The organism is Paenibacillus prosopidis, assembly GCF_003337375.1.
GTDB classification, from domain to species: domain Bacteria; phylum Bacillota; class Bacilli; order Paenibacillales; family Paenibacillaceae; genus Pristimantibacillus; species Pristimantibacillus prosopidis.
The window spans coordinates 417,083-431,358 of sequence record NZ_QPJD01000001.1 but is presented as its reverse complement, the minus strand read 5'-3'; the positions used below and the strand labels follow the sequence as shown (position 1 = coordinate 431,358).

The window sequence follows — 14,276 nt, the reverse complement described above, 5'->3', positions numbered from 1 at the left end:
CTAAAAATGATCTTTATTGATCCGCTTCTTGATTCTGCTTAATGACTCTGGGGTAAAACCAAGATAACTCGCCAGTTGATGCTGGGGCACACGGTCGACTAAATGAGGCCGTTTCCGTAATAGTGCTTTATAGCGTTCTTCTGGTGCCGATGCGATAAATGAAGCCAATTCATCTTGTACCTCGCCAAAATTTTGCTCGATCATCATGCGTGTCATGGCTTCCAATTGTGAGTATTTGTTATACAGGTCCTTTTCGGAATCAAGGTCGCCAACAACCAATATACAGTCTTCTAGACAAGTTAAAGAGTACGCGGATGACTTATCCTGTTTATGATGATTAAAATTCGATATGGCTTGTTCTTCTGTGTAGAAATTGGATGTGACTTCTTTTCCCGTTTCATCTATAGAATACTGCCTAACACATCCCTTCAATACGAAATAACATTTATCCGGAATCTCTCCTTGTCTAAGGATCATGGTTCCTTTTTTATATTCTTCAATAAGTATCTGTTCAGCGATTGCCTGTTGTTCTTCTTCGCGAAGTGTTGTAAATCTGGTCATATACTTCAATAATATTTTTTTCATTTTGCTTTCCCTTCAACTCGTTGATTAAGTTATAACCGTCTGTTTTCATTATAAACCCACTTTAATAAATCTGTTGGTAAAAAATAGCTCTTCGCTCAGGCAGCAGTTCCTTCCCGAAAAACTTCCCGAAAACTTCCCGGGTATTACCCTACAAATGGGAATGCCTTACGTGATATATTCTTCCTGTAAACACTACAGGGGGAGGTGATCACGATGAAAAAAGCAGTTGCTGTTATTATGATCGCTGTAGCATTTTTAGTTGGAACCACTTTCGCAACAATTAATGCTGATCAAATTCATGCTGATTCCCCGAATGGCGGTAGTAATGATCCTCCAGAAGGAACAGGATGATAACAATTGGGGTTAGGTTATTCTGAAAAACAAAAAACCGTTTCTTCGTAAACAGGCGTGCGATCACCCATTTACGAAAGAAACGGTTTTTGCAATTTTCTCGTCAAAGAAACGTTTGAGGGCGATTTCATAGCTTGCTTGGAATTCAGCTGCCTTAAGCTTAGCTTGAGTTATCGTTTTCCGTCGTTGTCCGTTAGCTTATTGGGTTCCAAACAGCCTTCGCTGGCTTCGGAATTCCAGCGCTGTGATGCCTTCGGTTTCCTTGAATATTCTCATAAAATGCTTCACATTTTCGAATCCAACCTGATCACTGATTTCGTACACCTTCAAATCGGAGTGTACCAGCAGCTCCTTCGCCTTGTCCAGCCTTAACCGACGAACATAGTTCGAGAAACTCTCACCGCTATATTCTTGGAAGGCTTGGCTGAAATACGAGTAATTGAGTGAGAAATGGTTGGACACGACCGCCATGTTTAAATCGTCGGCATAATGCGTCTGCAAGTAGGCGAGAACTTTTTGCATCGTATTTTGCTCAGTAGGCGGCGCTTGCTCCCTCCGATCTTGGATGAACCGATCCAGACTATCGAGAAGCTGCTCAACAGCTGCATAATAATGTTCAAATCGATCGAAATTCCCGATATGGCCAACATAGGCGTACGGCCTTAATAGGTCAAGCACTCTATTTCCGTAGATGCGGAACACCTTGTCGAACAGCTCTTCATTGAGCAGCTGGCTGATCCGTTCCAGGTAGCCGATTTCACTGCAGCTAATGATACGAACATCTAGAATTTGATCGAGAAGCTGCTTCATTTCATTCCCGCGTCCCATTCCCATCAGATTCGATAAACGTTGAATTAACTCTACAGGAACAACATGCCGCTCATTTCGCTCACTTATGCTGTTGTAGTCCAGCACATCAAGTTCTGAAAGCACAATACTGTATTTCAAGGTATGCTTCGCTTGGCTGTATGCCCTCCTTATCTGCTCTATCCCTTGAACAGACTCGCTTATCGCGATTCGCAGCTGCGACTCATATACACTCAACCTCCACCGTTCCGCCAACAGGTAGAACAAGACCGGATCGCGCGCGATCATAATCGTTCCGCCTACACCATCACGCGTGAGCATCCAATCCATATGCCCTTGTAACAGCTCAGCGATTTGATTCCTGAAAGCAGCAGCATCCGTACTGCTAGGCTGTGATCCTCCACCGCTTCGCGTAAGCAAGCCCAGCGAATATCCTGCATCCAACCAGCTTAAACCGGCCTGTTTCAGCTTGTTCTGTGTTATCGCATCACCCAGATCCTTCTGGGTCAAATGCTGGATAACTAGCTCGGCAGCAACAAAGCTGGCATCTTCACCCGCCTTGTCTGCTCGCTCTTCTCTCATCCTTATGTCCCGCATTAATTGCTCCAGGACGGCAAACAACTCCTCCCGCACCACAGGCTTCACGAGGTAATCCTTCACAGCACAGCGAATCGCTTTCTGCGCATATACGAACTCATTATAGCCAGACAACAATATAACCTCGGGTTTAACCGGATGATCTTGCAGCTGCTCGAGAAGTTCGATCCCATCCATAATCGGCATTCGGATATCTGTGAACATAATATCCGCAGGCTCCTGGCTAAGCAGCTCCAGCGCCTCTTGTCCATTCTCGGCAAATCGGTAGTTGAACAGATTAGGAAACTGCCTCTCAATCACCGATTGCAAGCCCCTCCGAATGATCTTCTCGTCGTCGACGATCAGCAAGCTAATCATTGATGTCCAATCCCCCTCCCATGACCCGATACGGCAAAGTCATGATTATACGTGTATAGCTTCCTTCCTGACTCTCGATCTGAATCCCATATTCCGTCCCATAGCTCATCACTAGGCGTTGGTCCACATTACGCAGACCGATTCCATTGCTGTCCTGGTTATTTTTGCGAACGAATAATTGCCGGACATCCTGGTAAGCGGACTCTTCCATTCGGAGCATTCGATTCAATAAGCCCAGCTTCTCTTGCGGTATGCCGCAGCCGTTGTCAGTGATCTCTATGACACAAGCTTGATCACGACGGACGGCAGAGATCGTAATGACAAGATTTCCGTCGCTGGAATGCATGCGGCTCATCCCATGCTTGATTGCATTCTCGACTGCGGGCTGTAGTGACATTTTGAGCGATTCCTGCATGAGGCATTCCGGTGCAATCGACAATCGGAGATCAAGTCTTCCATCATAACGGATGTTCATGACGGATACATAATGCTGGACCTGCTGAATCTCATTGCTAAGCATCACGTGATCCCGCTTCCATTCCATCGAATACCGCATCATACCGCCTAGCGAGGTCATTATGTCCGATATAAGGAACTGCCCTTCAATCTCCGCAAGCATCTTGACGTTCTCCAGCGTATTGTAGAGGAAGTGGGAATCGATCTGGTTCTTCAGCGCCCGAAGCTCGGCTTCTTTGCCTGCCGCCTGCCTAGCTGCCTGCTCTTGAATGAGCTCGTTAATCTTCAGAATGAGCTTGCGGTAATGCAAGCCCAGCTCTCCTACCTCATCGGTACCGGTAATCGGCGGCAGCTCGACGTCGAAGTTACCGCTACTTACCTGATTCATTGATTCTCTTAACGCCTTAAGCCTGCGCAAAATCATCGCCTGCATCGAGTAAGAAAGCAGTACGAGAAATGCCGCTAGTAACGATATGAGTACAATATAACGAACTCTCGAATGGTTAATGCCTTCCATCGTGTCCGCAAGACTAACCATATTGACCAGATGTACGTCAATCGATGGAATGTAGATCTGGGATGCCAAGTAGGACTGCCCATTAACCTTGAACTGTACCGTCTCGCTATCTGTATTACTCGTCAGATTCACGCTGTTCATCAATTGCTCCGCGCTGTGCTGCTCGAACACCGGTGAATCCTTCAAGCTGAATACCTGTCCGCTCCTTGCTACTACGATCAGCTGGGAGTTCATGTCCTGCACACTACTGAACGTTCGGGAGAAGAAATTCGACAGCTTCATTGATATCTCTAGAATCCCGTTATGTGTTGCGTTGTCCGGATATTTGAATTCCTGCAAGTACGTCATGAAGGGCTCATTCGGCGATGGTTCGGATGGCGCACCGGTGAGGGCGACGTTCTCCTGTATCTCCCACCAGGGCAAACCGCTCTGCTTCATCACCTCATCATGCCAAGGCTTGTCCTGAATACGTGATTCCTGTAGGATGACTGGCCAAATCTCATTCACATAAAGGTTGTCCGTGAACAACCGGACATTCGAAATTCGTGGATTGTTGAACAGAAAATATTGAAAGCTGTTGACCACATCTTTCTTAATATGAAGAACACGCGCTGCATCCTGAATTTGTTCAATTTGCAGATAATGGTTCATTTCCCGATTGGATAACGCAAGCTGACCGGTCCATCCCATCAGCTCCATGTTATTCTCAATGTTAATCTTCTCGACTGCAAGGACATTCTCGTTGTTCTTCGTCAATTCTTTCATTGCCTTGGCGGATTCTTCATTAAGCGTATACCAGGAGAATAGAACAACCGGTATGATGATAACGAACACAAATGACAGAATCAGTTTGACTTGAAGCGAAAGTTTAAACGTAAATGCACGTTTCGCCAATAACCAATGGATTGCCGCGAATCCCATCTCCTGCTTCACATCCTGCTGCTTCCTCTATAGAACTATTGATTAGGTGACGACTTCAGCTTCTGTACATTTCGTTCATAGGCTGCTTGGCGGCTGGCTACGATGGCTTCATACTCGGGATCCGCGGTAATGCTGTTCATGAATTCGGTGAACAGTTCATCGAATTCAGCATCCGACTTGGACATCAGCAGCTTCGGCAGCGTCTCGGCCCAGAGCCTAATGTGTTGGTCTTCCGCAATACCTTCCTTCGTCGTCGGGTCCGGATCGAGAATGTCGAACTCGCTCATGCTGATCGCCTTGCCCTTCGTCCAATCGGCAATTTGTTTGGCAGGCTCTGCATCCATCCCCGTCATCCATGCTAGTTTCATGTTCGTATCCATTAGCATCCAGTACATATAAGAACCGCCATATTTGCTATCGAACGCTTGGCGGTCGGAGTTGAGCAGATGTAAGACCTCTGGCAGGAACTGATCTTTGCCGTCTATCGTATCGTAGGTAACGCCCTTCTCTCCTAAGTACAGATCCTTGTTTCCCTCTTCGCTGAGCAAATAGCTGAGGAAGGCAATTGCCCGCTTCTTATCCTTGACGTTCTTCGAGATGAGCGTCACCGTCCAACCGGAGATGCCATTTCCTGCAAGTGTTGGCGCATCATGCGCATCATTCGCCGGACCATCAATCGCGATATACACCTTATTCGGGTCCTTCTGATACAACGCTTGGTTAATTTCAGTAAAATCAGACCACTGATACAGCATGGCAAAATAGCGCCCTTGCGATATTTTTTCATCCTTTTCCAGTCGTTTTTCATCAAGATAGACATCTGTCGGCATCAGTCCGTCCTCATTCGCTTGGCGGAACACCTTCAGCCATTTCAGATAGGTTGGATCGCTTCGACGGTCGTACAGTTTGCCGTTTTTCTGCTGCGGAATGGCTAGGAAGTTCTGAAGATACGCGTCCAGCGAATAGTTGCCGGTTTCCGTAAATTCATGCAGGCCGATCGGAATGAGCGGCTGGCCGTCCACTTCCGGAAACTTCTCCTTCGCAGCCTTAAGCGCGCCGAGAAACCCTTCCGGCGTGCTCATATCCGGTTTCCCAAGTGCTTCATACATGTCTTTCCGAACAACAAAGCTCTGGTTAGACGTAAAAAACTGACCATATTTTTGATAATCCGCAGGGGATGAAGATGCATTCGGGTAGCCATACACATTGCCGTCAGCCTGTGTATACCAGCTAAGCTTCGCGGGGTCTGCGACTTTAAAGAAATAAGGATCATACTGATCCGCTAGCTCATTCAATGGAAGCATCATATCTCCCTTAATCATCTTCTGCACGGCTTCCTCGTACCAGCCCAGCGTGATGAAGTCAGGGAGCGACCTTGCCGCCATCATCGTGTTGAGCTTCTCGCTGGCGTCGCCAGCAGGAACGATAAAGTTCAAGCTGACACCCGTCTTCTTCGTTATATAATCGGAAACGACGTTGCCTCCCCACTTGCTGTTGAACCAATCGAAATTGATATACCAGTCAAACGTAATCGGTGTCGTATCCAGCTTCCAGGCAGGCTCATCCGGAGAAGGCTTCTTTTGAGAAGAATCTGCCTCTATAAGATTGGCGTTGGAGTTCGTATGATCCTCGGCACTGCCATTGCTCGATGTGCCGAAGTTCCCAGAACAAGCCGCTAACGTCCAACATGTCATCATAGCTAGCAACAGCATTGCTGATTTACGCAATTTATCCATTCATATTGCTCCTTCGTCTGTGTAGGTTGTCTAACTTAATATCCCATAATTGGAATATATATCCATATGCAGCAGACTTACGCTTCAGAACTCTCAATTTAGTATAACGTTTACTGCAAGCAAAAAAAAGTGCTTACATGGTAGGGTTACTATATTTTAGATTTCCTACGACGCCAAAGCGAATAAGCGAGCACGACAAGGAAATATTCCTTCGTCTTGCTCGCTTTTGTTAGCTATGATGTTCTAGTTATGATTCATTTTTTGGATTGTTCTAGAAAAAAATCGATACATTTCTGTACAGAAGGATTATTGTAATGATACTTTTTAAAAATAAGCTTGATCTCACGAACAGGCGTTGGATCTACGAGACGAATCATTTTCAATTGCTGACCAGAAAAGTTTTCAAATAAAGAAGCAGGTAAAATAGCTACCCCCATCTTTTGAAGTACCATAGAAAGAAGAATTGCCGTGGAAGTTGACTCAAACTTTGATTGCAAGGATTTGGCGATCTTAGCGCTGAATGTATGAAGATGCTCGATTAAACTTATATCCCCAACAAATAAGGAAGATTCTAAATCTTCTAGCTCTTGAAAAGAAACAAAGGTTCGATCTGCCCATGGATGATCCGCATAAACGACCAATGCTTGTTCTTCTTTATACAGGTGCATCATATGAATTTCTTTGTTTGAATCATGATTGTCGGTAATGCCAATATCGATACTACTATTCAATAATTGTTGTGATGTATTTTCTGCACTCGCAAATTTTAATGTAATATCAGGATACTGTTCATGGAATTTCAAAAAACGGGGTATTAAACTAAAAAAGTCCATAGGCGAGATGCCTATCGAAAGTTTATTTTCCCGGGCCCGAGCATTGCGTAACTCGTAAGTTTCTTTCTTCGATTCTTCAATGAGCCTCATTACGGAAAGAGCTTTTTCGTAAAGTATTTCCCCGTCAGCTGTAATCTTTACCCCTCTACCAGCTCTCTCGAACAAAGGGCTTCCAACTTCTACCTCTAGAAAGCGGATCTGTTGACTTATAGTAGGTTGAGAAATCATTAAAACTTCTGCAGCCTTAGTAAAGCTTCCTTCTTTGCAAATTTGAATGAAACATTCTAATTGCCTGAACATGAAAGATTCACCTCAACCTCTCTTACATATGAATCCATCTCTTGAATGAATATGCGTGCACTGGACCTCATAGTAACGGAATTAAGATATACAAGAGATATATCCCAACAAGGAATATGGCCTTCTAATTTTACAATACGCAAAGAATCGTCCCCCCTTAGACTTTCGAGCAAAGATGTTGGTATAAGAGCTGCTCCAAGTCTACGACGAACCCAATGAATCAATACTGAAGTGGAGGACGTTTCTATTATCGACTTCAAGGTAAACCCACAAGAGAGACAATACATTTCAATTAATGATTTGTTTTGTTCTCGGAACATGATCGACTTCATTTGCTTCAAAGAGCGAAAAGGAATCGAAGATTTATCGGCCAAAGGATGCTCTGAGTGAATCAATAGCGCCATTTCTTGTCTATATAAATGATTCGAAATGACCGAAGCATCAGAAATCGGATATGCAGTGATTCCAATGTCTACACTTTGTTCCAAAACTTTATTCTCGGTATCCTCTGCATCGATAATTTTTAATAAAATATTCGGGTACTTTTGGTGAAATCTCATGAAGTAAGGAGCAAGATATTCAAGTTCAGCAGGACAACATCCAATAGAAATTGTTTCTCTAGATTTATTGTTTCGGCCATATATTTCATTTCGCGCCACTTCAAGAAGATCCATAATAGCGTTACCCTTATTCAGAAGAATTTTTCCCGCTTCCGTTACTTCAACTCCCCTACTTACCCGATCGAACAATTGAATATTATATTCGTCTTCCAAAACCCGAATTTGCTGACTTAGTGTAGGCTGAGTCACACCTAATTCTTCTTTAGCTTTGGTGAAACTTCCCGATTTGCATATTTGAATAAAATATTCAAGTTGGCGCAATTCCATAATGTATCCCCCTTAGTTATCCGTTCCGACCCAACTGATCATTCGTAATAGCTATAAAGCGGTGCCTCATTGAGAGTGATATGCCCCCCCTTAGAATTGACATTGGAAAAAAAGATGAGCGATAGCCGCCTTGATGAATACTGCCTTTCTGGTGCATTCATTCTTCCCTCGCATTTGCATGGCTTGTTTTTGTCCTTCGGTTTCTTTAACATGGCGATTGCGAGAAACCTATATTCGCCTGGCTGGCCGGTTCTGTTATTCTTTAGCATAGGGGTACTTTTCTTGGGCTTCCCGTACTGGGTGTTCACCCGCTGGTGGTGATGAGTGATCGGGGTGATTGCTGCTCTATAAACATTATAAGAAGAAACCTGTCATTTAATATATCCGCTAGATTTCAGGTGAAGGTTGCTAGATTTTAGGGTTGGTGTGTTGGGAACACTATGTGTGTAGTCTGAAAATATGAAGAGCCCGCTTCTCGATTGGAAGCAGGCTCTTCTTTTACTAGGGTTTTTATAAAATCGGATTACTTCTCATTCTCCGTCGTATTATAAGTGGGTTGACCACTTTTGTCTTGGAGGTGTAGTTGCGGAACTATTAGGAGTGCTTGAAGGTAGCGTAGGCCGAGGATTCCGACGTAATTAACGTTTGCTTGAGGATCATTTGTAAATGCAGTTATGTGATGGATACCTGACATGAAAATGCCGCCTATAATGCAAGTTTTAATTTTTCAAGCATTAGCATTCTACCAATATATTTTTCCATGCTCTTCAATATTTCTTCTACTTCATTTAAATAGGTTTGATCACCGAACATTTTATAGAGCAGCATATAGTCATTGTATTCGTCCAGCCATTCGTTTACTTGGACTGGTGTCACTTTTCATCTACTTCCTTTCCTTGACGTAAATTATCAATTTCCGATTAACTATCTTGAATGTCATACTTATTCGAATCAATCAATCGGAGTGATGAAAAAATTCACGAAGTAAGATCTTACTTCGTGAATTTTCTCTTGCTAATCGATTAATGTCCCTCACTACCGCCGAACATTTCTTGCGAGTAAAAAATACCTAGACCGTATGCACCGCCGTGTTCTTTAGCAATATCTGTTGTCGCTTTGTACGTTTCGGAACGTGCCCAGTCGCGTTGCAGTTCCAGTAGGTACTGTTCCCAAGTGATTGGTGCGGCGCCCGCTTGAATCATGCGCTCAATGGCCATATCGTGCGCTTCTTCTGTGACACCGCCTGAAGTATCGGTTACGATGTATACTTCATAACCTTGATCGATCGCGGAAAGCACAGCTGATAAGTCGCAAACCTCTGTCCATAGACCGGAAACGACAAGCTTTTTCTTACCATAGCTGTTCACTTTATCAACAACTCGTTGATCTTCCCAAGCATTCATCGTTGTGCGGTCAATTGGCTGCTGCTCAGGGAATACCGCTTGGATTTCCGGGAAAATCGGTCCGCTGAACGACTCTGCGGCAACAGTAGTTAGAACGGTTGGCACCTTGAAAGCTTTAGCTGCTTTGGCAAGTCCGGTCACGTTATTGCGCAGTTCCTGGATGTCAATCGATGATGTACCAAATGCCATTTGCGGTTGGTGGTCGATCATGAGCAGGGTATGGTTCGTTGGCGTCAGCAATTTTGAAGACGGTACCGCCTTTGCCTGAATGACAGGTGAACTAGCACCAACTGTTTCCGCCTTTGCAATGAGAATCGATCCGAATGCGCTTGTCGATACGACAGCAGCTAAAATTGCTAGAGTTGTAATGCGGCTTGAAAGTAATTTTTTCATGGTTGTTAGCTCCTTTTATATTGAATTTGAGTAGACCCGAGAAGGTATTAGCCGCAACGGTAGTTAAGATGATGGGCGCATTGAGTACTTTTGCCGTTTTAGCCAGTCCCACAGTATTATTGATGGCGGTTTATCTATCGGCACTTTGCATAGCATTTTTGGTTAATGGTCGATAAGGATGATGGTAGAATTATCTGCGGTAAGTAAATCAGTTTTGTCATCAAACATGAAGAATCCCTACTTTCTTTTATTAGTTTTACGACGACATTCGAATTAACTAGTTATGAAGTCCGTCGCATGTCTTTATAATATGAGACCGAAATATATCGATCAATTCTATATTTTCTATACGTTCTATAGGTTGAAACTATAGGATCGTTCGACTACATAATATAAGTACCCCCTATTGAACAAAGAGCAGTTATTCACAGCTAATCATAGCCTGTGTAACTGCTCTTTTTTGCGTTATCTATTGCTCATATCAAACTATCTCGAAACAAGAAAAGCAGCAACTTCAGCTAGGCGAGAAGCGTAACCCCACTCGTTATCATACCAAGCGGCTACGGATACAAGATCCCCCTGCACTTGCGTTAATGGCAGATCAATAATCGATGAATGAGGATCCCCTACAATACGGGAAGAGGCCCATTCACCCTCCAATATGTTTAGAACTCCCTTAAGCTCACCTTCATTAGCAGCAAGGCGGAACATTTCATTGATCTCCTGAACGGAGCATGATTTCTCTGTTATCAGATTAAGCTCAGCAATGCTGCCTGTGCGAGTCGGGATTCGGTAGGCCTTTCCAGTAATTTGGAGATCACTCCAAATAAACTTGAGAGCCTTAGCTGCACCCGAAGATGATGGAATAATATTTTCGGCTGCTGCCCAAGAATCCCGCCGGTCCTTCATAGGCTGATCTGTTAATGATTGTGTATTGGTATACGAATGAACCGTTGAAAACAAACCATATTTAATGCCGTAATTTTCCCTAACCAATTTCACCACTGGTGCCAGTGCATTGGTTGTACAGCTCGCCATACTGATAATTTTATGCTTCTCCGGATCGAAACTGCCCAGATTAATCCCTTTAAGCAAAACGGCGTCGCAATCTTCGAGACTTTTACTAGGTCCGCTGACAAGCACTCGCTTGGCGCCACGATCCAAGTGCAATTGTGCAACAGGTCTGGTTACAGCACGCCCCGTACAGTCAATCACCAACTCAACACCCAATTCTCTCCAATTAGGAACCTCGCTGAACGAATTCATATACCGGATTTCTCGGCCGCCTATGATGATAGCTCCTTCTCGACTGGAAACCGCTTCTTGCCAACGCTTGTAATTCGTATCAACCTCAAAAAGCGCCGAAAGTGTGGATTCATCTTTAATATCAGAGATAGAATACGGTACAAAGAGCCTCTCCTGAAGTGCTGCTCTAAGTAATTGCCGACCGATTCTACCGAACCCAAATATTGCAATTTTACCCATGATATCCTCCCATTGCGGTGAAGAAAAGACCAGCAAGAAAACTAGCTTTTTTAAGTCCGCTCACTTTCAGGTCTAGACTTTACCGTTCCATTAATTCTGTGATCAGCTAGGAAAGGAAATGTTCTTTGTACCAATCGGCTGCTTCGTCGATTTCAGAGTGCGTTAACTGATGACCTGCATGCTCCCAGTTCACTTCAACGGAGGCGCCTGCACCTTTCAATAGCGTTAGTAATTCTTTTGTCTCTTGTGGAGGGGAGACCGAATCATTCATTCCAGCACCAATGAATATAGGTGTTTGCGATAATTCTGGTAGTGTTACACCGCGACGAGGAACCATGGGATGGAATAAAATCGCACCTCTTAATGCGTTCTTGCAATGGAACAAGAGACTCCCTGCAATATTGGCTCCGTTAGAATAACCTATCGCTACTACATTCTGGCGGTCGAACTCATATTGGTTCGATGCTTGATCGAGAAATCCATTCAGCTCTTCAGTTCGAAACAATAGGTCTTCCTCATCAAACACTCCCTCCTCCAACCGCCTGAAAAACCTGGACATTCCATTCTCCTGAACCTCCCCCCGAACACTAAGGACATTCGAAGTCGAGGAGATTCTATGAGCAACCGGCAATAGATCGTATTCCGTCCCACCCGTACCGTGCAATAAGAGAAATGTTACCAGGTTCGGACTTGAACCTTTTCGATAAATATGCTTCATTACTTGATTGACTCCAATTCCCGTACTTGAATAGGGGTCAGGTTCTTTTCAATTTCAGCACGGCTGTCTTCAAACCATGATGGCAGCATTAATGTCTCGCCCAGATGATCCTCAGGCTCATCATTTGCGAACCCTGGCGGATCTGTCGCGATTTCAAACAAAATACCGCCTTGTTCACGAAAATAGATAGCATGGAAATACTGTCGGTCAATAATCGGCGTAGGATAAAAACCGCTGCTTTCCACATGGCTTCTCCAAGCATTGTGGTCTTCAATATCCTTGGCTCGCCACGCGATATGGTGAACGGTGCCTGCACCGGGGATCCCCCATTTCATGGACTCCGCATTCACATCAATGAGATTGCCGAGGTCCCCTTCAGCCTTATAGCGAATAAAGGCACCATCCTGCCCTACCTTTTCAAGACCTAAAACGTTCTCAAGAACCTGCATGGTCTTTTCGGATGCATGGCTGTATAGCACCGCACCCCCAAATCCTTTGATAGCCTTATCCGTTGGAATACCTCCGAATGACCACGTATTAGGAGCTCCTTCTTCCCGTTCAACGATCTCTAACTGCAGACCGTCACGATCGAGAAATTCGATATAGTTCTCGGAAAAACGGGTGCTTTCTGAGAAAGAAATATCGAACGCTGTGAGACGTGCTTTCCAAAAATCAAGTGCGCCTATTGGTACTACGTATGTTGTTGTACCTACTTGTCCTCCTCCTATGCGGCCTTTACGAGAATGTTCATGCGGGAAGAACGTAACAATGGTTCCAGGGCTGCCTTTTTCATTGCCGAAGTACAAATGGTAGACTTCGGGTGCGTCAAAGTTAATTGTTTTTTTTACAAGACGAAGGCCCAGGACTCCAGCATAAAAATCCACATTTCTCTGCGGATCTTGTACGAAAGAAGTAATATGATGGATACCTGCCGTTTTCTTTACGGTATTACTCATCTTTCGGATCACTCCTTCTTTTTGTTTTTTTTATTTTTCTAATAACTAAACTTACTCCTGATTCAAATCATAGAGAATAGTGCAACAGCGAACAATTCCATTATTTCTATACCTGTATAGCTAATTACTATATCTTTCGCATTAATCACTATAGTCCGCATACAAAAAAGCCGGTGATTTTCCCCGGCTTTTTGCGATAACATAACAGATTAGAAACGGATCTAGATTAACCCAAGAATGATTTCAACATCCATACATGCTTTTCCAGTGAGCTATGAATGGCCAAAAGCATATCCCCGGTTGTCTCGTCACCTTCACGGTTAGCGATACTCATACCCTCTTTAAGCTCATTAACAATAGTTCCAAAATCAGCTGCAAGGGTGCGAACCATCTCAGTTGCGCTCTCATTTCCCACTGCATCTTTTACCGTTGCGGTTTCAATAATTCCACGCAAAGTCGCTACGGGGCTGCCGCCTAATGCCAGTAACCGCTCGGCAAGATTGTCCACATGAAGAGCAGCTTCCGTATATAGTTCTTCAAACTTCAAATGTAAAGTGAAGAACTGTGGACCTTTAACATACCAGTGATAGTTATGGAGTTTGGTGAACAAAAGACTCCAATTCGCTATCTGTGTGTTTAGCACTTGCGTAATATTATCAGACATAAAAAGCTCCTTTCCAATTTAGCGTCAATTTCAAGGAACTACTATAGCATAGCAACCAATTTATGTATACTCGAATATTTTCAGACTATCAAACTGGATTTTAGATATAAGAATAGGCTATACGAAACATAGAAAAATCGATATTGATCGTCCGAACCAATGTTTATACGATGGTGATACATATCTAGCTTTTGGAATTCGTTAACTTTAGATTCCTTGACTGGATGAATCTAACCAAATACAAAGGAGAATTTGAATGGGATTGACTAGCGTTCATGCCCACACCAATCTTTTTGGATGGGCAACTTTG

At 44.0% G+C, this 14,276-nt stretch carries 13 protein-coding genes; 1 reads left to right on the top strand and 12 read right to left on the bottom strand.

What is annotated here, in order from left to right; translation table 11 throughout:
* Positions 1-585 carry a Crp/Fnr family transcriptional regulator gene (locus DFP97_RS01810; protein ID WP_114378249.1) on the bottom strand — a complete coding sequence of 195 codons (585 nt, stop codon included), beginning with the start codon at positions 583-585 and terminating at the stop codon, positions 1-3.
* 213 nt (positions 586-798) lie between these two features.
* On the opposite strand from DFP97_RS01810, the gene DFP97_RS30550 reads away from it, so the two are divergent.
* Complete coding sequence (locus DFP97_RS30550; RefSeq protein WP_181873311.1) at positions 799-936, top strand: hypothetical protein; 138 nt, start codon at positions 799-801, stop codon at positions 934-936.
* A 198-nt stretch (positions 937-1,134) separates the two neighbouring features.
* Here the strand turns inward: DFP97_RS30550 and DFP97_RS01805 are convergent, their stop codons facing one another.
* From DFP97_RS01805 to DFP97_RS01755, 11 genes are all read right to left on the bottom strand, one after another.
* The gene (locus DFP97_RS01805) at positions 1,135-2,697 is read right to left on the bottom strand and encodes a response regulator (RefSeq protein WP_114378248.1); all 1,563 of its coding nucleotides are present in this window, start codon (positions 2,695-2,697) and stop codon (positions 1,135-1,137) included.
* On the bottom strand, positions 2,690-4,591 hold the full coding sequence (locus DFP97_RS01800; RefSeq protein ID WP_114378340.1) for a histidine kinase: 1,902 nt from the start codon (positions 4,589-4,591) through the stop codon (positions 2,690-2,692). The genes DFP97_RS01805 and DFP97_RS01800 overlap by 8 nt, the downstream gene beginning before the upstream one ends.
* A 35-nt stretch (positions 4,592-4,626) precedes the next feature.
* A complete protein-coding gene (locus DFP97_RS01795) occupies positions 4,627-6,327 on the bottom strand; it encodes a type 2 periplasmic-binding domain-containing protein (RefSeq protein WP_245975820.1) in 1,701 nt (566 codons plus the stop codon).
* Between the two features lie 254 nt (positions 6,328-6,581).
* Positions 6,582-7,460 carry a LysR family transcriptional regulator gene (locus DFP97_RS01790; RefSeq protein ID WP_114378247.1) on the bottom strand — a complete coding sequence of 293 codons (879 nt, stop codon included), beginning with the start codon at positions 7,458-7,460 and terminating at the stop codon, positions 6,582-6,584.
* Positions 7,445-8,347, bottom strand: coding sequence for a LysR family transcriptional regulator (locus DFP97_RS01785; RefSeq protein WP_114378246.1), 903 nt, complete (start codon positions 8,345-8,347; stop codon positions 7,445-7,447). Before DFP97_RS01785 ends, DFP97_RS01790 begins: the two co-directional genes overlap by 16 nt.
* 705 nt (positions 8,348-9,052) lie before the next feature.
* On the bottom strand, positions 9,053-9,223 hold the full coding sequence (locus tag DFP97_RS30545; protein ID WP_181873310.1) for a hypothetical protein: 171 nt from the start codon (positions 9,221-9,223) through the stop codon (positions 9,053-9,055).
* A 146-nt stretch (positions 9,224-9,369) separates the two neighbouring features.
* The gene (locus DFP97_RS01780; RefSeq protein ID WP_114378245.1) at positions 9,370-10,143 is read right to left on the bottom strand and encodes a hydrolase; all 774 of its coding nucleotides are present in this window, start codon (positions 10,141-10,143) and stop codon (positions 9,370-9,372) included.
* 486 nt (positions 10,144-10,629) lie between these two features.
* Positions 10,630-11,628, bottom strand: coding sequence for a type I glyceraldehyde-3-phosphate dehydrogenase (locus DFP97_RS01770; RefSeq protein WP_114378244.1), 999 nt, complete (start codon positions 11,626-11,628; stop codon positions 10,630-10,632).
* 106 nt (positions 11,629-11,734) lie between these two features.
* Positions 11,735-12,346 (bottom strand): alpha/beta hydrolase, encoded by a 612-nt coding sequence (locus DFP97_RS01765; RefSeq protein ID WP_114378243.1) that lies wholly within the window; start codon positions 12,344-12,346, stop codon positions 11,735-11,737.
* Positions 12,346-13,302: a ring-cleaving dioxygenase gene (locus DFP97_RS01760; RefSeq protein WP_114378242.1), complete on the bottom strand. Its 957-nt coding sequence runs from the start codon at positions 13,300-13,302 to the stop codon at positions 12,346-12,348. The genes DFP97_RS01765 and DFP97_RS01760 overlap by 1 nt, the downstream gene beginning before the upstream one ends.
* Positions 13,303-13,528: 226 nt before the next feature.
* Positions 13,529-13,966 (bottom strand): Dps family protein, encoded by a 438-nt coding sequence (locus tag DFP97_RS01755; protein ID WP_114378241.1) that lies wholly within the window; start codon positions 13,964-13,966, stop codon positions 13,529-13,531.
* Between the last annotated feature and the right edge of the window lie 310 nt (positions 13,967-14,276).

Bases quoted from the DNA above. Each gene is read 5' to 3' on its own strand.
- DFP97_RS01780 (WP_114378245.1), bottom strand. From the start codon at position 10,143: ATGAAAAAATTACTTTCAAGCCGCATTACAACTCTAGCAATTTTAGCT.
- DFP97_RS01785 (WP_114378246.1), bottom strand. From the start codon at position 8,347: ATGGAATTGCGCCAACTTGAATATTTTATTCAAATATGCAAATCGGGA.
- DFP97_RS01755 (WP_114378241.1), bottom strand. From the start codon at position 13,966: ATGTCTGATAATATTACGCAAGTGCTAAACACACAGATAGCGAATTGG.
- DFP97_RS01760 (WP_114378242.1), bottom strand. From the start codon at position 13,302: ATGAGTAATACCGTAAAGAAAACGGCAGGTATCCATCATATTACTTCT.
- DFP97_RS01770 (WP_114378244.1), bottom strand. From the start codon at position 11,628: ATGGGTAAAATTGCAATATTTGGGTTCGGTAGAATCGGTCGGCAATTA.
- DFP97_RS30550 (WP_181873311.1), top strand. From the start codon at position 799: ATGAAAAAAGCAGTTGCTGTTATTATGATCGCTGTAGCATTTTTAGTT.
- DFP97_RS01810 (WP_114378249.1), bottom strand. From the start codon at position 585: ATGAAAAAAATATTATTGAAGTATATGACCAGATTTACAACACTTCGC.
- DFP97_RS01805 (WP_114378248.1), bottom strand. From the start codon at position 2,697: ATGATTAGCTTGCTGATCGTCGACGACGAGAAGATCATTCGGAGGGGC.
- DFP97_RS01765 (WP_114378243.1), bottom strand. From the start codon at position 12,346: ATGAAGCATATTTATCGAAAAGGTTCAAGTCCGAACCTGGTAACATTT.
- DFP97_RS01800 (WP_114378340.1), bottom strand. From the start codon at position 4,591: ATGGGATTCGCGGCAATCCATTGGTTATTGGCGAAACGTGCATTTACG.
- DFP97_RS01795 (WP_245975820.1), bottom strand. From the start codon at position 6,327: ATGGATAAATTGCGTAAATCAGCAATGCTGTTGCTAGCTATGATGACA.
- DFP97_RS01790 (WP_114378247.1), bottom strand. From the start codon at position 7,460: ATGTTCAGGCAATTAGAATGTTTCATTCAAATTTGCAAAGAAGGAAGC.